Origin of the sequence: Rhodanobacter sp. L36 (assembly GCF_009765755.1) — a bacterium.
Classification (GTDB): Bacteria; Pseudomonadota; Gammaproteobacteria; order Xanthomonadales; family Rhodanobacteraceae; genus Rhodanobacter.
Window position 1 is genome coordinate 297,816 of the sequence record NZ_LMUV01000002.1, and the last position, 21,974, is coordinate 319,789.

At 61.3% G+C, this 21,974-nt stretch carries 21 protein-coding genes; 6 read left to right on the forward strand and 15 right to left on the reverse strand.

What is annotated here, in order from left to right:
* Positions 1-34 precede the first annotated feature (34 nt).
* Positions 35-2,554 (forward strand): penicillin-binding protein 1A, encoded by a 2,520-nt coding sequence (locus tag GSQ73_RS01245; RefSeq protein WP_158880177.1) that lies wholly within the window; start codon positions 35-37, stop codon positions 2,552-2,554.
* Between the two features lie 56 nt (positions 2,555-2,610).
* Positions 2,611-3,282: a hypothetical protein gene (locus tag GSQ73_RS01250; RefSeq protein WP_158880180.1), complete on the forward strand. Its 672-nt coding sequence runs from the start codon at positions 2,611-2,613 to the stop codon at positions 3,280-3,282.
* A gap of 109 nt (positions 3,283-3,391) precedes the next feature.
* Here GSQ73_RS01250 and GSQ73_RS01255 read toward each other — a convergent pair whose 3' ends face one another.
* From GSQ73_RS01255 to rpoZ, 7 genes are all read right to left on the reverse strand, one after another.
* Positions 3,392-4,687, reverse strand: a complete 1,296-nt coding sequence (locus GSQ73_RS01255; RefSeq protein ID WP_158880183.1) for a citrate synthase — start codon at positions 4,685-4,687, stop codon at positions 3,392-3,394.
* Positions 4,688-4,968: 281 nt separating this feature from the next.
* Positions 4,969-5,223: a type B 50S ribosomal protein L31 gene (locus GSQ73_RS01260; protein ID WP_158880186.1), complete on the reverse strand. Its 255-nt coding sequence runs from the start codon at positions 5,221-5,223 to the stop codon at positions 4,969-4,971.
* A 102-nt stretch (positions 5,224-5,325) separates the two neighbouring features.
* A complete protein-coding gene (locus tag GSQ73_RS01265) occupies positions 5,326-6,258 on the reverse strand; it encodes a nucleoside hydrolase (RefSeq protein WP_158880189.1) in 933 nt (310 codons plus the stop codon).
* Positions 6,259-6,334: 76 nt separating this feature from the next.
* Positions 6,335-8,449 (reverse strand): ATP-dependent DNA helicase RecG, encoded by a 2,115-nt coding sequence (gene recG, locus GSQ73_RS01270; RefSeq protein WP_158880191.1) that lies wholly within the window; start codon positions 8,447-8,449, stop codon positions 6,335-6,337.
* 95 nt (positions 8,450-8,544) lie between these two features.
* Positions 8,545-8,928 (reverse strand): RidA family protein, encoded by a 384-nt coding sequence (locus GSQ73_RS01275; protein ID WP_158880194.1) that lies wholly within the window; start codon positions 8,926-8,928, stop codon positions 8,545-8,547.
* Positions 8,929-9,036: 108 nt separating this feature from the next.
* Positions 9,037-11,205 (reverse strand): bifunctional (p)ppGpp synthetase/guanosine-3',5'-bis(diphosphate) 3'-pyrophosphohydrolase, encoded by a 2,169-nt coding sequence (locus GSQ73_RS01280; protein ID WP_158880197.1) that lies wholly within the window; start codon positions 11,203-11,205, stop codon positions 9,037-9,039.
* A gap of 123 nt (positions 11,206-11,328) precedes the next feature.
* Entirely contained in the window at positions 11,329-11,619 is a 291-nt protein-coding gene (gene rpoZ, locus GSQ73_RS01285; RefSeq protein ID WP_158880199.1) for a DNA-directed RNA polymerase subunit omega, read from the reverse strand.
* Positions 11,620-11,805: 186 nt separating this feature from the next.
* Between rpoZ and GSQ73_RS01290 the strand changes: the two genes are divergently transcribed.
* A complete protein-coding gene (locus GSQ73_RS01290) occupies positions 11,806-12,636 on the forward strand; it encodes a VacJ family lipoprotein (RefSeq protein ID WP_158881652.1) in 831 nt (276 codons plus the stop codon).
* A gap of 68 nt (positions 12,637-12,704) precedes the next feature.
* Here GSQ73_RS01290 and GSQ73_RS01295 read toward each other — a convergent pair whose 3' ends face one another.
* From GSQ73_RS01295 to GSQ73_RS01330, 8 genes are all read right to left on the reverse strand, one after another.
* Positions 12,705-13,016: an STAS domain-containing protein gene (locus tag GSQ73_RS01295; RefSeq protein ID WP_158880202.1), complete on the reverse strand. Its 312-nt coding sequence runs from the start codon at positions 13,014-13,016 to the stop codon at positions 12,705-12,707.
* Positions 13,013-13,690 (reverse strand): ABC transporter substrate-binding protein, encoded by a 678-nt coding sequence (locus GSQ73_RS01300; RefSeq protein WP_158880205.1) that lies wholly within the window; start codon positions 13,688-13,690, stop codon positions 13,013-13,015. The genes GSQ73_RS01295 and GSQ73_RS01300 overlap by 4 nt, the downstream gene beginning before the upstream one ends.
* Before the next feature lie 26 nt (positions 13,691-13,716).
* Entirely contained in the window at positions 13,717-14,592 is an 876-nt protein-coding gene (gene mlaD / locus GSQ73_RS01305; protein ID WP_158880208.1) for an outer membrane lipid asymmetry maintenance protein MlaD, read from the reverse strand.
* A 52-nt stretch (positions 14,593-14,644) separates the two neighbouring features.
* Positions 14,645-15,421 carry a lipid asymmetry maintenance ABC transporter permease subunit MlaE gene (mlaE, locus tag GSQ73_RS01310; RefSeq protein ID WP_158880211.1) on the reverse strand — a complete coding sequence of 259 codons (777 nt, stop codon included), beginning with the start codon at positions 15,419-15,421 and terminating at the stop codon, positions 14,645-14,647.
* Positions 15,418-16,254: an ATP-binding cassette domain-containing protein gene (locus tag GSQ73_RS01315; protein WP_158880214.1), complete on the reverse strand. Its 837-nt coding sequence runs from the start codon at positions 16,252-16,254 to the stop codon at positions 15,418-15,420. Before GSQ73_RS01315 ends, mlaE begins: the two co-directional genes overlap by 4 nt.
* A gap of 82 nt (positions 16,255-16,336) precedes the next feature.
* A complete protein-coding gene (gene gmk, locus GSQ73_RS01320; RefSeq protein WP_158880217.1) occupies positions 16,337-16,972 on the reverse strand; it encodes a guanylate kinase in 636 nt (211 codons plus the stop codon).
* Positions 16,973-17,208: 236 nt separating this feature from the next.
* Complete coding sequence (locus GSQ73_RS01325) at positions 17,209-18,330, reverse strand: acyltransferase (protein ID WP_158880220.1); 1,122 nt, start codon at positions 18,328-18,330, stop codon at positions 17,209-17,211.
* A gap of 89 nt (positions 18,331-18,419) precedes the next feature.
* Positions 18,420-19,283 (reverse strand): YicC/YloC family endoribonuclease, encoded by an 864-nt coding sequence (locus tag GSQ73_RS01330; RefSeq protein ID WP_158880223.1) that lies wholly within the window; start codon positions 19,281-19,283, stop codon positions 18,420-18,422.
* Between the two features lie 89 nt (positions 19,284-19,372).
* On the opposite strand from GSQ73_RS01330, the gene rph reads away from it, so the two are divergent.
* Genes rph through hemW form a run of 3 tightly spaced genes read left to right on the forward strand, consistent with a single transcriptional unit; the run spans position 19,373 to position 21,899 of the window.
* Complete coding sequence (gene rph / locus GSQ73_RS01335) at positions 19,373-20,101, forward strand: ribonuclease PH (RefSeq protein ID WP_158880226.1); 729 nt, start codon at positions 19,373-19,375, stop codon at positions 20,099-20,101.
* 26 nt (positions 20,102-20,127) lie between these two features.
* Entirely contained in the window at positions 20,128-20,736 is a 609-nt protein-coding gene (gene rdgB / locus GSQ73_RS01340; protein ID WP_158880229.1) for an RdgB/HAM1 family non-canonical purine NTP pyrophosphatase, read from the forward strand.
* Positions 20,733-21,899: a radical SAM family heme chaperone HemW gene (gene hemW, locus GSQ73_RS01345; protein WP_158880232.1), complete on the forward strand. Its 1,167-nt coding sequence runs from the start codon at positions 20,733-20,735 to the stop codon at positions 21,897-21,899. The genes rdgB and hemW overlap by 4 nt, the downstream gene beginning before the upstream one ends.
* The last annotated feature ends 75 nt before the right edge of the window (positions 21,900-21,974 follow it).

A 21,974-nucleotide genomic window follows, 5' to 3' on the forward strand; every position in this document is an offset into this window, starting at 1 on the left:
GCATGTTTTGACTCAGGTCTCGCTATTCCACACCATGCGAATTTTCAAGCGTTTGTTGCGCTGGGCTTTGATCCTGGCTTTTAGCGGGTTGCTCCTGACAGTCGTTGCCGTCGGTGTGGCTTATTGGTTGATCGCACCGAACCTGCCATCCGTGGCGGGACTCAAGGACACGCGCATGCAGTTGCCATTGCGTGTGTTGAGCGCGGATGGAAAATTGATCGCGACCTTTGGCGAAACGCGGCGCATCCCCGTCGCCATTGCGAATGTCCCTGATCTGCTGAAACACGCCGTGTTGTCGGCGGAGGACGCGGATTTCTATCACCATCCTGGCGTTGACTGGCACGGCATCGCACGCGCGGGTTGGCATGTCATCGTGACGGGCGGCGACAAGGGACCGGGCGGCTCGACCATCACGCAGCAAGTCGCGCGAAACTTTTACCTCAGCCCGGAAAAACTCTATTCGCGCAAGCTCGCGGAAATCTTCATCGCGCTGCGAATCGAGCACGAGTTGAGCAAGGACCAGATTCTGGAGCTCTATCTCAACAAGATGTTTCTCGGGCATCGTGCCTACGGTGTCGGTGCCGCTGCTGCCTACTACTTCGGCAAGACGATCGATCAGCTCACGCCGGCCGAATGCGCGCTGATTGCATCGACATTCCAGCTGCCCTCGGTCGTGAACCCGCTCAACAGTCCAACCCGCGCCATCGCACGGCGCAATTGGGTCTTGGGTGAGATGCTGCGGCATCAGTACATCACCAAGCCGGTATTCGATCAGGCAGTCGCCGAACCGAACCATGCGTTTCCGCACGAGCAGCCGATCGAAGTCGACGCGCCATATCTGGCGGAGATGGTTCGTCGTCAGGTGCTCGACAGACTCGGCAACGAAGCATTGACTGAAGGTTACGTGGTGAAAACCACGGTTCCGAGCGCGCGGCAACAAGCGGCTCTGGAAGCCGTGCGGGACGGATTGTCGATCTACGACCATCGCCACGGCTGGCGCGGACCCGAGGCGCACGAAGATTTGCCCGAAAGCGCTGGCGATGCGGATAACGATCGCCTGCTTTCCGGCTACGCCGAGATATCCGGCCTGAAGCCAGGACTGGTGATGGCAAGCGACACGAAACAGGCGACAGTTTATCTGTCGAGCCAGCAGAGCGTGACGCTGGATCTGGCGGCGATGAGTTGGGCGCGTCCGCACATCAACGACGACCGTGTCGGAGCGGCGCCGACCAACGTATCCAGCGTGCTCAAGCGTGGCGATATTGTCAGGCTGTCGCACAATGACAAGGGCGAGTGGCAACTGGATCAGATACCCAAGGCGCAGGTCGCCTTGACCTCGGTGAACCCCGAAGACGGTTCGATCCAGGCACTGGTCGGCGGCTTCAATTTCGGGCGCAGCAAATTCAATCGCGCGGTGATGGCCGCGCGCCAGCCAGGCTCGAGTTTCAAGCCGTATCTTTATTCGGCTGCTTTCGAGCGAGGGTTCACGCCATCGTCGATCATCAACGACGCACCGATTGCCCTGCCCGATCCATCGCGGCCCGGCGGCGTGTGGACACCGTCGAACGATGACGACAAGTTCGCCGGCCCGATGCGTCTACGCGAAGCGCTGGTGCAGTCGAAGAACCTGGTTTCAGTGCGTCTGCTCGACGCCATCGGCGTGCGCTACGCCCGCGACTACGTCACCCGCTTCGGTCTTCCGCTCGATTCGCTGCCGGCGAATTTGTCGATGGCGCTCGGCACCGCGTCGGTTTCACCGATGGGCATGGCTCGCGGCTACGCGGTCTTCGCCAACGGTGGTTTTCTCGTCACGCCGTACTTCATCAGCGAGATCGATGACCGAAACGGCAAGCCGATCTATCAGGCCAATCCGGCGCGTGCGTGCCGCAATTGCCAGGAGCGCCTGCTGGACAACAGTCAGCCGGGTCCGCCACCTGCCGACATGATCAAGACACCTGCCAATAACGTCGCCACAGCGACGCCGGCGACGACCAGCAGCGTGGACGGCGTGGGCGAAGCTGTGCTGCCGGCCGACGTCCATGGCAACAGCGCGCATCCGCCAGTACTTGCGCCGCGAGTCATCGACACGCGCAACGACTTCCTGGTCACGTCCCTGATGAAAGACGTGATTCTCCGCGGTACGGGTTTCGCTGCGAAAGCACTCAATCGTCCCGACCTGGCGGGAAAAACCGGGTCCACCAACGACCATCGCGATGCCTGGTTCGTCGGGTTCAATGGCGATCTGTCCACGGCCGTCTGGGTCGGGTTCGACGACTACAGCTCGCTCGGCCACGGCGAGTTCGGCGCCAAGGCGGCGCTGCCGATCTGGATGGATTTCATGGGTACGGCGCTGAAGGGCATGCCGTTGAACACCTTGCCGATGCCGCCCGGCATCAGTACGGTACAGATCAACCGCGACAGTGGGCTGCCCACTTCCGCCGATGATCCCAACAGCATGAATGAAATATTCAAAGTGGAGGACGTCGATCGCCTGCGTACTCAGGCCACCCAGCAGAAGGACCAGGATCAGCAACACGCCTACGATATCTTCTGATTGATCGGCGGCAGGACGTCACCTGTCGCCGATCACCGAACGACGAGGATCACGCCATGACCCGAGGCGAACATCACCGCATTCACGCGCACGACCGCCTGCAACGCAACCGCGTCCGAATAGCCCAGGAAGCCGCCCGCCTGATGAGCGAGCACGGCATCCGCGATTTCCACCATGCCAAACTGAAAGCCGCCGAACGGCTGGGCATTCTCGATACGCAGGCGCTGCCGCGCAATCTGGAAATCGAACAGGCATTGCGTGAACACCAGCGCCTGTTTCTCGCCGACAGCCAACCGGAACTGCTGCAGCAACGACGCGAGGCGGCCGTAGAGGCGATGCGTTTTCTAGCGGACTTCGAACCCCGGCTCGTTGGCGCCGTTCTCGAAGGCACGGCCGATGCGCACTCGGCCGTTTGCCTGCATGTTTTCAGCGACGACCCGGATGCCGTTGCGCGTTATCTTCGCGATCAGGGTGTGCCGATCGAAACGCAGACGCGCAGGCTTCGCAACAGTCGCGAGGAACAGCCGGAGTATCCCGTGCTGTTGTTCGCCGCCGGCAATTTGCCTTTCGATCTCACCGTGCTGCCCCGCGACGCCTTGCGTCAGGCGCCACTCGATCGCGTCGACGAGCGGCCCATGCGACGCGCTTCGTTGGCGCAAGTTGAAATCATGCTGGCGCAAAACGACGACGATGCCTTCGAGCAGCAACTGAATCGGGCATTGCGTTGACACGCTGACGGTGAGCCACGTGCGCCAGACAAAAAAAGCCCGGCATGCCGGGCTTTTTTTCTTTATTCCAGAATCGCTAATCCGCAGACCGGCAATGTGACTCGATAACTCAGCGCTCGTCCGCCGGCTTGTAATCGCGCACGTCGGCGCCGGTGTAGATCTGCCGCGGACGACCGATCCGCGATCCCGGTGTTTCGTGCTGCTCGATCCAATGTGCGATCCAGCCCGACGTACGCGCGATGGCGAACATCACGGTGAACATCTCGGTCGGGATGCCCAGCGCCTTGTAGATCAGGCCCGAGTAGAAATCGACATTCGGATAGAGCTTGCGCTCGACGAAATAGTCGTCCTTGAGCGCAGCCTCTTCCAGCTTGAGCGCCACTTCAAGCAGCGGATCGTTGACGCCCAGTTCGTCCAGCACCTTGTGGCACATCTCGCGAATGATCTTGGCGCGCGGATCGAAGTTCTTGTAAACGCGATGACCGAAACCCATCAGACGAAAACTGTCGTTCTTGTCCTTGGCGCGCAGCACGGCCTTCTCGACCTGATCGGCCGTACCGATTTCGTTCAACTGCTTGAGCACGGCTTCGTTGGCCCCACCATGCGCGGGACCCCACAGCGCAGTGATGCCCGCGGCGACCGATGCGTACGGATTGGCACCGGTGGAACCGACCAGGCGAACGGTCGAAGTCGACGCATTCTGTTCGTGGTCGGCGTGCAGGATGAACAGCAAATCCAGCGCCTTCGCCACCACCGGCTTCAACTCCAGCGGCTCGCTCGGCACTTCAAACATCATGTGCAGAAAACGGTCGACGTAGGACAGGTTGTTGCGCGGATAGCGGAACGGCCAGCCGATCGAATAGCGATAACACGCGGCGGCGATCGTCGGCATCTTGGCAATCAGGCGGATTGCGGCAAGTTTGCGATCGGCCGAATCGTCGACGTCCAGATCGTCGTGATAGAACGCCGACAGCGAGGCCACCGCAGCGGCCAGCATGGCCATCGGATGTGCGTCGTGATGGAAGCCTTGGAAAAAATTCTTCTGCGCCTCGTGCATCATCGTGTGATGCGTGATCTCGTGATCGAAGCTGTCGAACTCGGTCTTGCTGGGAAGCTCACCGTTGAGCAACAGATACGCCACTTCGAGGAAGCTGGATTTCTCGGCGAGCTGCTCGATCGGATAACCGCGGTAAAGCAGCACGCCTTCGTCGCCATCGATGTAGGTGATCGCGCTCTTGGTACTGGCCGTACTGCCATAGCCCGGGTCGTAGGTGAAGTGACCGGTGTCCTTGTACAACGTGCCGATGTCGATGCACGCGGGGCCGAGTGTGCCGCTGATCAATGGCAATTCGCTGCTGCGCTGGCTCGACTCGTCCACCAGCTTGACGATCTTGGAATCAGACACGAAAACCTCCTTCATGTGGGTCACCACCGGCGGCGACCGCATGACGGCGCCGTCCGGCGAGGGGAATGCTCGACATGGCATGCCGGGGAAAACATGCGATGCATCGGACGCCGTGGGCGTCTGTCACTCATCATTATCGCACAAGGTCCAACGAACCTTCGACAGCGCATGGTTGAAATGCGGACGCAAAAAAACACGGGGCGAGATGACTCGCCCCGTGTTTCATTGAAAACTTGCCTGGTCGAATCCGGTCGTCGCGCAAGCGATAACCACGCAAACACTTATTCCTTGGTCGTACCCGCATAGCGGCGACGGAACTTGTCCACGCGACCGCCCACGTCAAGCGTCTTCTGCTTGCCGGTGTAGAACGGGTGCGAATGGCTCGAGATATCCACCTTGATCAGCGGGTACTCGTTGCCGTCTTCCCACTTGATGGTTTCCTTGCTGGACATGGTCGACTTGGTCAAAAACGCAAAGTCGGACGACAGGTCCTGGAATACCACCGGCTTGTTGTTCGGATGGATATCGGGCTTCATGACGGGCTCAAAGCTGGGGTGAAAAGAGCGGCATTGTAACGGCGATTCGTGAAGCATCGCAACCCGCGACCACTTTCAACACCACGCTGTCACCCGATCGATTCAGTCAGATACGCCCAGCGCATGGCGCACCATGGCCGAAAAACGCGCGTGGTCGACTTCGAGCACGATGTTCGCCTGAGCAGGCTGCCCGAGCCGGTTGGTCCAGTCGACCACCGTGGCGCCACGGGTCAGGCGGCCATCCAGTTCCACAGCCACGACACGTTTCTCGCTGCGCGTGACGATGGACGGCTCGATCGCAACGGCCATGGCCAGGGCATCGGCGGCGATCACGCCACGCCGATCGTGCGTGGCGTTGTAGCGGCGAGCCGTGGCGACAACTTTTCCGAAGAACTCCGCACGTTTGTCACCCGCCGCCAGCCATGTGTCGAATTCGTTGTCGTCGAAAGCGTGCCGCAACGTCGCCTCCCAATCGACCAGATCGAATGACGGGAATGCTTCGAACACGACATGCGCCGCCTCCGGATCGAACCCGATATTGAATTCCGCCGGAATCTTGCCGGTGTTGCCGTGACCGGTGACTGCCCCGCCCATCACCACCAGTCGCGCCACACGCTGCGGCAAGGTGGGATCGAGGCGCAGAGCAAGCGCCAGGTTCGTCAACGGCGCCAAGGCGACCAGGGTCAGTTCGCCGGGCCGCTCGCGAGTCAACCGCAGCAATGCATGTGCTGCGTGTTCATCGGACGCTTGTGCGTTCGGCGCAGGAAAACCCACGTCACCCAGACCGTCAACGCCATGCACGTGGCCGGCATCTTCTTCGGGCATGCGCACCAAGGGTGTCGGACAACCGGCGAAGACTGGAATATCCGCATTCAGCAGATCGGCCAGCGTGCAGGCGTTGCGCACGGTATGCGCAAGGCCCACGTTGCCGGCGGCAATGCTCAGCCCGACGATGTCGGCGTGCGCGTGCGCCATCAGGATGGCCAGCGCGTCATCCACGCCCGGGTCGGTGTCGATCAACAATGGCGGTTTCATGTGTGCGAACGGGCCTCTTCAATCGACAAGCTTAGATGGAACAGGCCGATGGAAAAAGCACCGATTCGATCGTCCATCAGGCGTGCGCGTAACGCGCTGCGCCACCGATCCATCGCTCGATCAACCGATCGGTTTGCAGCAGCTGTTCGACAAGCATGATTTCGCCGACCTGCTGCACGGCCGGAAGCAGATGTGCGTCGCGCGCCAGATCCGCAATGCGGAAAGTGAGCTGGCCTGTCTGCCGCGTGCCAAGAACTTCACCCGGGCCACGCAACTGGAGATCCTTTTCCGCGATGGCGAACCCGTCGTTGGTTTCGCGCATCACCTGCAGACGTTCGCGCGCCAGTTGTCCCAGCGGCGGTTGATAGAGCAGCACGCAATTGGACGCGAGCGCGCCTCGACCCACCCTGCCGCGCAACTGATGCAACTGTGCCAGGCCCAGTCGCTCGCTGTTCTCGATCACCATCAGGCTGGCGTTGGGAACATCGACGCCGACTTCGATGACGGTGGTTGCCACCAGTACCGAAAGATCGCCCGCCTTGAACGCGTCCATCACCGACTGCTTTTCTTTCGGTTTCATGCGGCCGTGGATCAAGCCGATGCGAAAACCCTGCAGCGCTGCGGATAGTTCGGCATGCGCCACTTCCGCAGCCTGCGCACGCAGCTGTTCGGACTCCTCGATGAGCGTGCACACCCAATAGACCTGGCGACCTTCTCCACATGCCGCGTGGATGCGTTCGATCACGTCGATGCGGCGCGCGTTCGAGATCGCAATGGTTTGCACCGGCGTGCGGCCGGGCGGCAACTCGTCGATCGATGACACGTCCAGGTCGGCATACGCACTCATGGCAAGCGTGCGCGGAATCGGCGTGGCGGTTAGCACGAGTTGATGCGGTACCTGCTCGCCTTCGAGGCCCTTATCGCGTAACGCGAGCCGTTGCTGCACGCCGAAACGGTGCTGCTCGTCGACGATGACCAGACCGAGCTTCGCGAATGTCACGCCTTCCTGCATCAGCGCATGCGTACCGATCACCACCGACGCACCTCCGGCCACGCGTGCGAGGGCCGATTGCCGCGCCTTGCCGGTAACTTTTCCCGCCAGCCACTCGACCTCGATGCCAAGCGGATTCAACCATTGGCGGAAATTACGCAGGTGTTGCTCGGCCAGCAGTTCAGTCGGCGCCATCAACGCGACCTGATAGCCCGACTCCACCGCAGCCAGTGCCGCCAACGCGGCGACCACCGTTTTTCCGCTTCCGACATCGCCCTGCACGAGGCGCAGCATCGGTTGTTCCTGGGCCAGATCCTGTGCGACTTCTCGACCCACGCGCTCCTGCGCGGCCGTCAAACGGAAAGGCAGTTCTTCGAGAAACCTTCGACGCAAAAGCTCGCCTTTTCCGAGCCTGGGCGCATGCCGCACGCGCACAGCCGCGCGCATGCGCTTGAGGCTCAGGTGCTGACTCAACAGCTCCTCGAACGCGAGTCGCTGTTGCGCGGGATGACGGCCGAGCGTGAGTTGTCCCAGATGCGCGTCGGCCGGTGGTCGATGCACGTAGAGCAACGCATCACGCAACGAGGCGAGGCCATGCTGTGCACATAACTCGGCGGGAATCAGTTCCAGTTGCGTTGCTGCGGGCAGCAAGGCGAGCGCTTTTCCGATCACGCCGGCGAGGCGTTTTTGTCCAAGACCTTCCGTCGTGGGATAGACCGGGCTGAGCAACGCATCGACCGCAACGGCGTCGCTGCCACTCAGGCGCTGGTATTGCGGATGCACCATCTCCAGGCCTTGCGCGCCGTGCCGTACTTCGCCATAGCAAAGCAACCGCGTGCCCGGCAGAAGTTGTTCGGCCTGCGCGCGGTTGAAATGAAAGAAGCGCAGCAGCAGGGTTTGTCCGCTGTCGTCGCCCACCGCCACTTTCAATTGCGGTCGAAAACGGAAACCTCGTTCGCTGCCTTCCACCACGGCTTCGACCTGCGCCCGTTCGCCGACGCGCAAGTCAGCAATGGCGGTGAGCTGCGTCTTGTCTTCATAGCGGAGCGGCAAGTGAAACCAGAGATCCTGCACGCGCTCCAACCCGAGCCGTGCGAGCGAAGCGGCGAGTGCTGCACTCACGCCGGGCAGTGTGCCGACCGGCGCGAGACCGGAGTCGGCGACAGGCAGCGAAGCAGAGCGAGAGATGCGGGTAGCCATGACGTCCAAGCCTAACCGAGCACGCTCGACCGTCGCGAGCGAGATGTCGATGATGACTGTGGGCGCAGATCGCCGATTCGATCAGCCCTGATCACTCACTCCAGTACCATCACGGCGTCGATCTCGACCTGTGCACTTTTCGGCAAACCGGCAACTTCGATGGTGGAGCGCGCGGGATAAGGTTGCTGGAAATATTCGGCCATTACCGCGTTCACCGCGGCAAAATTCGCCAGATCGGTGACGTAGATGCCGACACGCGCGATGTGCGCCAGAGAACCGCCCGCCGCTTTGGCTACGGCGTCGAGATTGTCGAAGACCCTTCGGGTCTGCGTGTTGATATCGCCATCGACAAGCACACCCGTCGCCGGATCGAGTGGAATCTGTCCGGAGAAATAAACCGTATTTCCTGCGCGCACGGCCTGCGAATACGGGCCGATCGCGGCCGGCGCCTGTTCCGTGCTGATGGTGCTGCGTGACATGGGGAAACCTCGCGTTTCAAAAACGGGAGTGTAAGGCGAGCACTCGACAGCGGATAGCAAGCACGGCCGCAATGATCCCCAACGCAACGAAGATGAGACGACTTCCGGTTAAAGCGGATACCGATGCGCGCTGCTGACCACGCCGGTACGGCGCACGCGCCGAATGACATCCGCCAGATGCTTGCGGCTCTTCACTTCCATCGTGAACAGCAATGTCGCGGCGGACTCATCGCGTTCGACATATTCGACATTCTCGATATTCGAATCGGCCGCCGCGATCGCGGCGGCGACCGTGGCCAGGACGCCGGGGCGATTGATGACCTCGATGCGCAACTCGGCACGATAGTCGCCCTGGACATCGCGATCCCACTCGATCGCCACACAACGCTCCGGCGACTTGCGCAACTCCACCACGTTCGGGCATTCCTCGCGATGGACCACGATGCCCTTGCCCGACGAGAGGTAGCCGATGATGTCGTCGCCTGGCAAGGGATGGCAGCAGTTGGCGAAACTCAGCACGCCACGTTCCGCGCCGGTGATGCGAATCTTCTCGTGCACATACGATGGCGATTGCGGTACTTCGCCCGCGCGCTTTCCACGCGACGCCAACAGTTGGCCGGCCACCACATCGGGCATGCGATTGCCGAGCGCAATGTCGGACAGCAGTTCTTCCAGCCGCTTGAGCTTGGAGGCTTCGAGGAAACGATCCAGCACAGCGGCGGGAATGCCATCCAGACTGCTTCCGCGCGCATCGAGTGCGCGATCGAGCATGCGATGGCCGAAATCGACAGCGTCTTCGTGCTGCAGATGTTTCAGGTACTGTCGAATCGCCGTGCGCGCCTTGCCCGTCACCACCACTTCGAGCCACGCGGGATTCGGAACCGCCGACGGCGCCGTGATGATCTCGACCAGCTGTCCCGATTCCAGCTTCGTGCGCAGCGGCAAAAGCTTCTTGTCGACGCGCGCGGCAACTGCATGATCGCCGACGTCGGTGTGCACGGCGTAGGCAAAGTCCAGCGCGGTCGCATGACGCGGCAATGAGAGAATGTCTCCACGCGGCGTGAACAGGTACACCTCGTCGGGGAACAGATCGATTTTGACGTTTTCGATGAACTCCGCGGACGACGCCGTATGAACCGAGCTATCGGCCAGCGACGAAAGCCACTCGCGCGCACGCGCCTGCGCGCTGTTCGCGGGACCGCTATCCGTCTTGTAAGCCCAGTGAGCGGCGACGCCGCGCTCGGCGACCGATTCCATTTCGGCGGTGCGAATCTGCACCTCGATCGGCGCACCAAAAGGCCCCAGCAGCACGGTATGCAGCGACTGGTAACCGTTGGCCTTGGGGATCGCGATGAAATCCTTGAAGCGACGGTCAACGGGTTTGTACAGCGAATGCACCGCGCCGAGCGCCATGTAACAACTCGTGGCGTTGTCGACGACCACGCGAAAACCATAGACGTCCATCAGCTGCGCAAAGCTCTTGTGCTCGCCATGCATCTTCGAATAAATGCTCCAGGGCGACTTGATGCGCCCGACCACGTGGTTTTGCAAATGGTCTGCCGTGAGGCGCGCGGAGAGCGCCGCTTCGATCCGACCCATCGCCTCACGACGATTGCCGATCGCCGCGCGAATGCGTTCGCTGATCACGCGATAGCGATCCGGATAGAGCGCGTGGAATCCGAGATCCTGCAACTCGGCCTTGAATTTATTCATGCCCAGGCGTTGGGCGATCGGCGCGTAGATTTCCAGCGTTTCTCGAGCGATGCGCCGGCGCGACACAGCATCCTTGGCGCCCAAGGTACGCATGTTGTGCAGCCGGTCGGCGAGCTTGATAAGAATCACACGCAGATCGCGCGCCATCGCCAGCAGCATCTTGCGGAAGCTCTCCGCGTCGGCTTCCTGACGGCTGCTGAAACGCATCTTGTCGAGCTTGGTCACGCCGTCGACGAGATCGGCCACTACTTCGCCGAATTCGCTGGAAAGCGATTCGCGGCTGAGTTCGGTGTCTTCCAGCGTATCGTGCAGGATAGCCGCGATGATCGTCTCGGCATCCAGCCCAAGCTCGGCCAGGATGCCGGCGACAGCAACGGGATGCGTGATGTACGGCTCGCCGCTCTTGCGTTCCTGCCCCGCATGCGCCTCTGCGCCGATATGGAAGGCGCGCAGCACGCGTTCAATCTGCGCGTCCGGCAGGTAGGCAATACGTTCTTTCAGTGCCAGCACATAGGGCGGCAATTTGGACGAATCGATGGATGCGGATTTCGTGACCGCGGTCATCGATCAAGGCGCCGGCTCAGGCGCCTACCTCGCAACACGTGGACGAGACGACTGCCAGAAATGCACGGCGCCGCGCTCCGGACACGCCGGATAGGCGGGACGCGCTACTGCAGCCGTCATCCATCAATCGTCGCCGCCCTTGGAGAGATCGTCGTCAACCTCGGCCGCAGCCCATTCCAGCGCCTCGCGCTCGGCGCGCTCACGCTCGGCTTTGTCGATCTGGTCGATGGTGGCCTGATCGATGCGGCGATCGGCAATTTCACGCAACGCGAGCACGGTTGGCTTGTCGTGTTCCGGATTCACTGCCGGCTCGGCACCCTTTTCCAGCTGACGTGCGCGCTTGGTTGCCATCAACACCAGCTCGAAACGGTTGTCGACCACCTCAAGGCAGTCCTCCACGGTAATGCGTGCCATGCGAAATCCTCAAAGAATAAATAACTTATGGTCTATCAGTGTATCCAGCGCATGCTTTGCTGGCAATCTTGGGGGGCGTATGATGGCCGGCTGCCGAACATCACGGAAAGGACACCGAAAGCCGTGCAAGATATAAAACCAGACAGTACAATTATGCCATTCCCCTTGCGCGAATCCCTGCATCGCATGTTTCCTTCGCTCCGCTCTCTTGACGTGAGTCGCTGCCTGGCGTTGCTCGCGGTTGTCTTTCTGGCGGGCTGCACTATCGCCAAGCCGCGCACCGACGACCCGCTCGAGCATTACAACCGCAAGGTCTACAAATTCAACGATACGCTGGATAAGGCCGCCATTCGGCCTGTTGCCGTGGCGTATCGCAAGGTCACCAACCCACCGGTGCGACGGTCCTTCAGCGACTTCTTCACCAACATCCGCATGCCCATCACGGTCGCCAACGACCTGTTGCAGGCGCGCCCGAAGCAGGCGCTGCAGAACAGCGGCCGTTTTCTGTTGAACCTGACGCTTGGCCTCGGCGGCTTCTTCGATCCAGCCAGCCAGATCGGCTTGCCGCTCGAAGAAAGTGATTTCGGTATCACGCTTGCTCGCTGGGGCGTGCCTGACGGTGACTTCATGATGGTGCCGTTCGTCGGGCCTTCCACGGTACGCGATGTATGGCGCCTGCCAGTCGATAGCTACTTCTTTGATCCGCTCAGCCTGTATGCCGCCAATCGCCACGACAACGGTCTTCAATATCTGCCGCAGGCGATGTACCTGGTGACATTGCGTTCGCGCGGTATTGATGCGGAGAGCTTCCTGCAATCTGCTTACGATCCGTACGTCTTCCTGCGTGACGCGTATCGCCAGCAACGCCTCTATCAGCTTTACGACGGCAACCCGCCGAGTGCGCTCATCCAGCAGATGCAGGGTCTGGACGACAAGAATTTTGATCCCGACGAACTGCTCGATCAACAGCATAAGTGGGAAAACAAGCACCCGGATCAAGCGGCCACCAAGCAGTAGTTGCGTTGGAGCGCCCAAAAAAAGGGCCGCGATGCCCTTTTTCTATTTCGCCGATCCATTCGAACTGATCAGCCGATCAACCCGTCCACACCACAGACCTGCGCCAGCGCCTGCAGACCAACGGGCATGTTCACGACCTGAAGCGGACGTCTGCCCTGCGCCGACTCGGCCATCACCGCGACAATGCACGACAAGCCAGCGCTGTCACTGCGCCGGATGCCTGCGAGGTCCAATTGCTTGATGCCGTCGCGCGCAACCGCTGCGCGCAGTTCCTGCAAGGCATTCGCAGCGGTATCGAAACTGAGTACGCCAGACAAAGTCAGCGTACCCGGCGCACCGGATGCGAGTTTGAAATCCCGCGTGCCTGTGGTCTCGCTCATTTGGAACCCTTGGCGTCCTTGTCCATCGTCTCCAGCGCCTGCTCGCCGCGGGTTTCGAGATTGGAAATCAACTTGTCGATGCCGACCTTGCGAATTTCCGCGTCCACCTGATTACGGTAATTGGTCACGTAGGAAATGCCTTCGATGATCACGTCGTAGGCTTTCCAGTCGCCCGAACGGCTCTTCCGAAACGCGTAGTCGATCGACACGAGTTTGCCGTCATCGAGCACGACCTGCGTGCGCACCACGGTGCGCTTGTCGTTGAGATCGCCATTGAACGGCAGCACCTTGACGCGGCCGCGCGTGTAGTTGAGCAAGCCCTCGGCGTAGCGATGGGTGATCGAGTTGTAGAACGCTTTGGCGAAACGCTCTCGCTGTTCGGGCGTGGCTTCGCGTGCGTGCTGGCCCAGCACTAGGATCGACGCGTAGTCGAGGTCGAAGTGCGGCAGGAATACCTCGTCGATCACGCTGATCAGCTTTTCCTGATTCTGCTTCAGCTCGTCACGATGACCCTCGATCGCCGTGGCCAGCTGATCGGCGATGGTCTGCACGACTTGTGCTGGCTGCTGCTGAGCGCTGTCGGCGGCGGCAGGTACATCGTTCTGTGCAAATGCGGGGGCGGCAACAACGATGCCGAAAGCGATCGCGGTGGCAAGGGCCAGTCTGCGCAACATGGGTAACTCCTTTTGCAAATACCGGCTCACTGTTTGCCGGCGGGGGTATCGGTGGGCTTTGCGTTGCCGGCATCTTTCTTGTCGCTGGGCGAACCATTGACGAGGAATTTGCCGATCAAATCTTCGAGCTGCATGGCGGACTGCGTCAGCACCATCTCGTCGCCATTCTTGAGCGCATCGGGCGAGCCGCCGGGCTGGATCGCAACATACTGCGTGCCGATCAAACCGCTGGTGAACACCGCCGCCGACGAATCATCAGGAATCGCGTTGTAGCGCTTGTCGATCGCCATGATCACCTCCGCATCCAGCTTCACCGGATCGGCATGCACGGTCTGCACGCTGCCGATGGCCACGCCGGCCATCTTGACCGGCGCACCGACGGAGAGTGAACCCACGTTGGTGAAGCGCGCCTTCACGCTATAGGTGCCACCGAGATTGTCGGCCACACCGCCGGCACCAAAAAACTTGCCGAGCATTTCCTCCAGCTGCTGGGCCGGCTTGGTCATGGTCAGCGTGCCGCCGTCGGCCACCAGTTTTTTCGACGTGCCGTACTGGATACCCACGTACTGGTCGCCGAGCAGGCCACTGGTGAAAATGGTCGCGACCGAATCGTCCGGAATCCTGCTGTAGCGCTGGTCGATGGCGAACTTCACGTCGGCCTGCTCGCTGGACGGATCGAGCGTGATCGAGCGCACCTGGCCCACCCGCACGCCCGCAATCTTCACCGGCGCCCGCTCCTTGAGCTGGCCGATGTTGGCGAAGTGGGCATCGACCGTGTAGCTGGCGCCCTGGTGCACGTTCGCGACCGACGTGGTCTGCGTCGCGAGGTAAACCAGCGTGGCAAAACCCAGCACGATGAACAGGCCGGTGCCGATGGCGTAGGAACTTCTCTGTTGGCTCACGGCAGAATCCTCAGCGAAAAACAATTGATCTTGGCGGTCACGATCCGGCAGCTCACATGAGAAACGCGGTGAGCACGAAATCCAGCGCCAGGATGGCGATCGACGATGCCACCACCGTGCGCGTCGTGGCATAGGCCACACCTTCGCTCGTCGGTGGCGTGGTGAAACCTTGATACACGGCGATCAACGCAACTACTGCGCCGAAAGCGAGGCTCTTGAACAGCACGCCGTTGACGATGTCGCTGTGCACTTCCACCACCGCCGTCATGTTCGACCAGAACGTGCCGTTGTCGATGCCCAGCCAGGTCACGCCGACCAGATGCCCACCAAGCACGGCCATCGCGCAGAACACCGTGCAAAGCAGCGGCATGGCGATCAGCCCGGCCAGGAAGCGCGGCGTGGCGACGTAGGCGATCGGATCGACCGCCATCATCTCCATCGCATCGATCTGGTCGGTCGCGCGCATCAGCCCGATCTCGGCAGTGATCGACGTGCCGGCACGACCGGCGAACAACAGCGCCGTGACCACCGGACCGAGTTCGCGATACACCGCCACCGCCACCACCATGCCGCTGGCGGACGTGCCGCCGAAGGTCGAAAGCACGCTGTACAGCTGCAGCATCAGCACCATGCCGACGAACAGTCCGCAGACCATGATGATGGTCAGGCTCATCGCGCCGACAAACCACAGTTGCCGAACGGTCTCGCGGAAGTAGCGCAGGCTGCGCGGGATTGCCGCCAGCAAGGTGAGCAGAAACAGGCCACAGTTGCCGATCTGCGCCAGCGATTGCGTCACGACATTGTTGCCTTGCGGCGCGCGTGCGTTCATTTCGCAGCTCCCGCAAAACCCAGCGCCTGCGCGTAGTCGCCAGCGGGATACTGGAACGGCACCGGCCCGTCCGCATCGCCACCGAAGAACTGCCTCGTCCACGGCGAGCCGTCGTTGGCAATGGTTTTCGGATCGCCCTGCGCCACCACCTTGCCATTGGCGATCAGGAAAACATGATCGGCCACTTGCTTGATCGCTTCCAACTCGTGCGCCACCAGCACGCTGGTAATGCCCAGCGTCTGGTTGAGCGTGCGGATCAGTTTCAATACCTGGTTCAACGCCACCGGATCGAGGCCGACGAACGGCTCGTCGTAAAGAATAAGCATCGGATCAAAGACGATCGCCCGCGCCAGCGCGACACGACGTGCCATGCCGCCGGACAGTTCGTTCGGCATCAACCGCGCGGCACCGCGCAAGCCGACCGCCTGCAACTTCAGCAACACCAGATTCCGGATCAGGACTTCCGGCAAGGCGGTGTGCTGGCGCAACGGAAACGCCACGTTCTCGAAGACATCGAAGTCGGTGAGCAACGCGGAATTCTGGAACAGGTAGCCGATGCCTTCGCGCATCTTGTACAGACGTTCGCGCGACAGCTGCGCCACGTTTTGTCCATCGACGAGCACCTCGCCCGCATCGGCGCGCATCTGCCCGGTGATGTGCTTGAGCAGCGTGGTCTTGCCGGTACCGCTTGGGCCCATGATCGCGGTGACCTTGCCACGCGGAATATCCAGATCCAGCGCGTCGAAGATGGTCTTGCCGTTGAGAACCGTGGTCAGGCCACGGACGCGCACCAGCGTGCTGTCTTCGGGCGCGGCGCGAACGGGATCGGTCATGGGCGGAAGGGTTCGATGGGAAGCATTCAAGGTAGCCCAAGCGGGGCCGGAAGACCATGCGACAAGCGCCGGACGACAAGGTTCAGGCGTCGTCGGCCAGCAGTTCCGCGATCAGGCCTTCATGCCGGCGCCATTGCGGGGCACTGCGCTGGCGCACGGCCCGCACGATGGCCTGCAGATCAGCCAGCGCCTGATCGAACACGTCGTTGATCAGGATGTAGTCGAACTCGTGCGCATGCGCGATTTCACCGCGCGAATTGCGCAACCGGCGCTCGATCACCTCGACGCTGTCCGATCCGCGTCCGCGCAGCCGTCGCTCGAGCTCGGTGCGCGACGGCGGCAGAATGAACACGCTCACGCAATCGGGCTTGGCGCGACGAATCTGTTCCGCGCCCTGCCAGTCGATTTCAAGTAATACATCGCGACCTTGCGACAACAGACCCTGCACGGTGATGCGCGACGTGCCATAGAGATTGCCGTGCACTTCGGCGTGTTCGAGAAAAATGCCCTCGGCAATCTCGCGCTCGAATTCGGCGCGCTCGACGAAATAATAATGACGACCGTACAACTCACCGGCTCGCGGCGGACGCGTGGTATGCGACACCGACAACGAGATCGCCGGCTCGCGTTCGAGCAGCGCGTTGACCAACGTCGACTTGCCTGCGCCGGATGGCGCGGCCACCACGAACAGGGTGCCTTCGATCGGTTCGACATTCATGTTCATTCGATTTTGCCTGGTCCCGCGCCGCGTGAAGATTTGCCAGAAAGCTCAGACGTTCTCGCAAAGCCCACGGTTCGGAAAATCAAACTTTGATTCATCGTTGCAAGTATAGCGATAGGCAGGGCGGCCTCCGCGTGCGGATCGCCATGATTGCCGGTGACTGCCTGCGATTCCGCGCCCACCCGTTCACTTCCCCCGGGACGATCCGCCTATTGTCCGCTTGTCCAACGGCACTAACGGTTATCGGATATGGCGGGGGAAACCGGCATGGGATGGTCGTCCGGGAGAGACTGCTTCGGGATTCCCTTTTCCTTTCTGCGACCGCTTCCAATTCGCCTGATCCAATTTCGCATCGGCACTTCAACGGTTGCATAAGAAAGCGCGGACAGGACCATTGTCACCATGAGTGCCAGAGCGATGGAACGCAGGGGATGGGTTGGCATTACCGTGCGCACGTTCTCCAGGACCATGTAGTGCAGCAGATAAAACGAGAAGGAAATTTTCCCGATGAAAACTGCTGCCTTGTTCGTCAATATCCAGGGCCGCGCGCGTACAGCCGTGACGAACAGCGCCGTCGTTGCCACAAGGTAGAACGGGCTGGCCCATGCCATCACATCCGGATGGGCAAGAAATTCTCGGGGCAAGGGAATTGCTAGCCGGAGAATCTGCGGGAGGCTGGCTACGTACGCCAACAGACTGATCCAGAACGCTGCAGTTGCAGCGGCTTTATGGCCAACCGGATCGACAGACAGAATAAGCTCGGAGCGCATTCCGAGCAGGCATCCCAGAATGAAATACGGAAGCTTGTCGTGGAGATTGATTACCGAATTGTTGCCCTTGATATCCAGTGGTACCCATGCGGCAAAGACCATGGCAGCAACCATGCCGATGAAAAGTGATGTCGGCCCCGCATTACGCGTTTTCCACAAGACCAGAAACAGCACGTAGAAGATCACTTCCGCACCGATCGTCCAGAGCACTTCATAGCCACGAACAAATCCGAGGTGCTCGAACAACTCGTGCCACGTGTCTATCGGATATACCCAGAGCGCCGCGGCCGACACGCGGATGATGAAACATCCCGCGACAACGACGAAAAACATCGGGTAGATGCGCGCCAATCGATTGACGACGAAGTCGCGCTGCGCGCTGACCGTCGCCGGCCTCTCCATGTATAGACAGGCCATCAGGAATCCGCTCAGAACGAAGAACAGCATCACGCCGAGTTGTCCACCGCCGAAGCCGGTCAGGGCGCCATTGAAGAAAATGTTCGAGGCGTGCGACGCAAACACGATGGCTATCGCCAGCGCCCGAATTCCGTTGAGTACCGGGATATTCCTGGTTTGCGCATTCATTGCACTTGTTTCCACGTTGCCGACACAGGCAATCGTTTCATGCCTTCAATATCGGGTTTCCCGGTCGGCTCTTTGCAGATCTTTCGGCGTCATTCGATGTTCTGCACCTGTTCGCGCATCTGCTCGATCAGCACTTTCAATTCCACGGCGGCGTTGGTGCTGCGTGCGTCGACCGACTTGGAACCGAGCGTGTTTGCTTCGCGGTTGAACTCCTGCATCAGGAAATCCAGCCGACGACCGACCGGCTCTTTCAAACCCAGCACGCGGCGAGTTTCGCCGATGTGCGTGCTGAGGCGATCGAGTTCTTCGTCGACGTCGGTGCGCGTGATCTGAAGCACGAGTTCCTGTTCCAGCCGGCCCGGCTCAACTGGCTGCTTGAGATCGGCCAGACGCGTTTCCAGTCGCGTGCGCAGCGCTGCTCTAATGTCCGGCATCCAGCTGCGCACGTCGGCCACCACGCGTTCGATGCCGTCGAGTTTGTCGCGCAGGATTTCGCCAAGTTTTTCGCCCTCGCGCTCGCGCGTGGCGGTAAGTGCGTCGAGTGCGCGATCGAGTACGTCGAACAGGGCGGCTTGCTGAGTTTCAGGATCTGTTTCGGCCTGGCGCATGACTCCAGGGAAACGCAGCAGTTCGGTGAAGTCGACGGTCAATCCCGGGAAACGCGACGCCATATCCAGATGCAGTTCGGACAGTTCGAGCAAGAGCGCGTTGTTGATTTGTGGCGATTCGCGCTGCGAATCGCCACCCGTCCGTCGCACCGTGATATCCAGCTTGCCGCGCGAAAGTTTCGCCGCGATGCGCTCGCGCAATTGCGATTCGACATTGCGCAGGTCTTCCGGCAAGCGCGGGCTCAGTTCCAGATAACGATGATTGACTGTGCGCAATTCGCAGCTGAGCGTACCGGCGGGGCTCGTGGTTTCGGCGCTGGCGTAAGCCGTCATGCTGCGGATCATCGGTGCGCCCGGACGTTGGGAAAGAGCGCAATGGTAAACTCTCCGGTCACGCCTTGCCCAATTCGGCATGGCGACGCCAGGAACCATCCATGAATTCCGTTACTCGCCCCAGTGGCCGCGCCAGCGATCAGTTGCGCGCCGTCAGCATCGAACGTCACTACACGCGCCACGCCGAAGGTTCGGTGCTGGTGAGCTTCGGCGATACGCGCGTGCTGTGCACAGCGAGCGTCGAGGATCGCGCGCCGGCATGGTTGCGCGGCAAGGGCGAAGGCTGGGTCACTGCCGAATACGGCATGCTGCCGCGCGCTACCAACACACGCATGCAGCGCGAAGCCGCACGCGGCGGCCAGGGTGGGCGCACTATGGAAATCCAGCGCCTGATCGGCCGCTCGCTGCGCGCTTGCGTAAATCGCCAGGCACTGGGCGAACGCGTCATCACTCTCGATTGCGACGTACTGCAGGCCGATGGCGGCACGCGCACTGCAGCAATCACCGGCGCGTATGTCGCACTGGTCGATGCGGTGAATTTGCTGATGAAGCGCGAAAATCTCAAGCGCAATCCGATCGTCGGCGCGGTGGCTGCGATCTCGGTCGGCATCTATCAGGGCATGCCGGTGCTTGATCTGGATTACGCCGAAGACTCGAACTGCGACACCGACATGAATGTGGTGATGAACGACGGCGGCGGTTTCATCGAAGTGCAAGGCACGGCCGAAGGTCATGCGTTCCGTCGCGACGAAATGGACGCCCTGCTCGCGCTCGCCGAGAAAGGCATCGGCGAACTGGTGCTTGCCCAGCGCGCGGCGCTGGCGCCGTAAACCGATCATCGGGATTGGATATCGAAATGCTTCAACGCGTGGTACTCGCCAGCAGCAATCGCGGCAAGCTCACCGAATTCGGTGAGCTGTTTGCGGGCAGCGGCTTCGACGTTGTGCCGCAGGCCAGCCTCGGTGTGCAAGACGCCGATGAAACCGGCCTCACCTTCGTCGAGAACGCGCTGCTGAAAGCACGCAACGCTGCGCAAGCCACCGGCCTGCCGGCGCTGGCCGACGATTCCGGCCTGTGCGTGGAATATCTGCACAACGCGCCAGGCCTGTACTCCGCGCGTTACAGCGGTGGCCACGGAGACGACGCGGCCAACAACGCCAAACTGTTGCGCGAACTGGAAGGCGTGCCGGCAGAGCGACGCGGCGCGTTCTTCATCTGCGTGCTGGTGCTGTTGCAGCACGCGGATGATCCAGCGCCATTGATCGCGGAAGGTCGCTGGTACGGGCGCATTCTCCACGCCGGTCGCGGCGACGGCGGCTTCGGTTACAACCCGGTGTTTCTCCCCGAGGGCTGCGAACAGAGCGTGGCCGAAATGGATGTCGCGCTGAAAAACCGGCTCAGTCATCGCGGCCAGGCACTGGCGAAACTCCACGCGCGGCTGGCGGAACTGCACGCCTCGGCATGAGCCTGCTTGCTCCACCGCTGTCGCTGTACATCCACATGCCCTGGTGCGTGAAGAAGTGTCCGTACTGCGATTTCAACTCGCACGGACTGCGCAGCGAACCGCCACCGTATGCCGACTACATCGATCACCTGCTCGCCGACCTGGATGCCGATCGCGTTGATTTCGCGCAGGCGCTGGTTGGCCGGCCTATCGTCAGCATTTTTTTCGGCGGCGGCACGCCGAGCCTGTTCGCGCCGGAACTGATCGAGCGACTGCTCGATGGCGTTCGCGAGCGGCTGCCGTTCGTCGACGACGCCGAGGTCACGCTCGAGACCAACCCGGGCACGGTCGAACACGGAAACTTCGATGGCTATCTCGCGGCCGGCATCAATCGCATGTCATTCGGCGTGCAGAGTTTCGACGACGACAAGCTGAAGCGGCTGGGTCGCATCCACTCGTCGAACGAAGCCGAAGCCGCGGTGAAATCCGCGCAGGACGCCGGCTATCGCAACATCAACCTCGACCTGATGTATGCGCTGCCGCAGCAGACGCTGCAGGGCGCGCTGGCCGATGTCGATCACGCGGCGTTGCTGCAGCCCACGCACATTTCCCACTATCAACTCACGCTGGAACCGAACACGGCGTTTGCCGCGAATCCGCCGCCGCTTCCCGACGACGATCACGCATGGGCGATGCAGGAGGCCTGCGAGCAGCGGCTCGCCGACGCCGGCTACGGCCAGTACGAAATTTCCGCCTACGCCCAGCCCGGCCGGCGCTGCACACATAATCTGAACTACTGGCACTTCGGCGACTATCTCGGCATCGGGGCCGGTGCGCACGGCAAGCTGAGCGACGCGGGAAACGGGCAGATTCATCGTCGCTGGAAGACCCGCCACCCGCGCGCCTATATGGAAGCTGCCGGCGCTGTGTCGAGGATCGGCGGCGACAGCACGGTCGAAGCATCCGAACGACCGTTCGAGTACATGTTGAACGCGCTGCGATTGATCGACGGTGTGCCGATGCGTGAATTCGCCGAACGCACCGGCCTGCCGCTCGAACGCATCGGGCCCGCGCTCGCCACCGCATGCGCACGCGGGTGGCTGATCGAGAACGGCGAGCAGTTGCAGACCACCGCCCTCGGCCAGCGATTCCTCAACGACGTGATCGCCAGCTTCCTCGACTGAGCAGGCTTTCCGGCCGATGGCGAACCCGCGGCATCCGGCTTAAACTGCCGGCATCCCGGGGAAATCAGGTTCGTT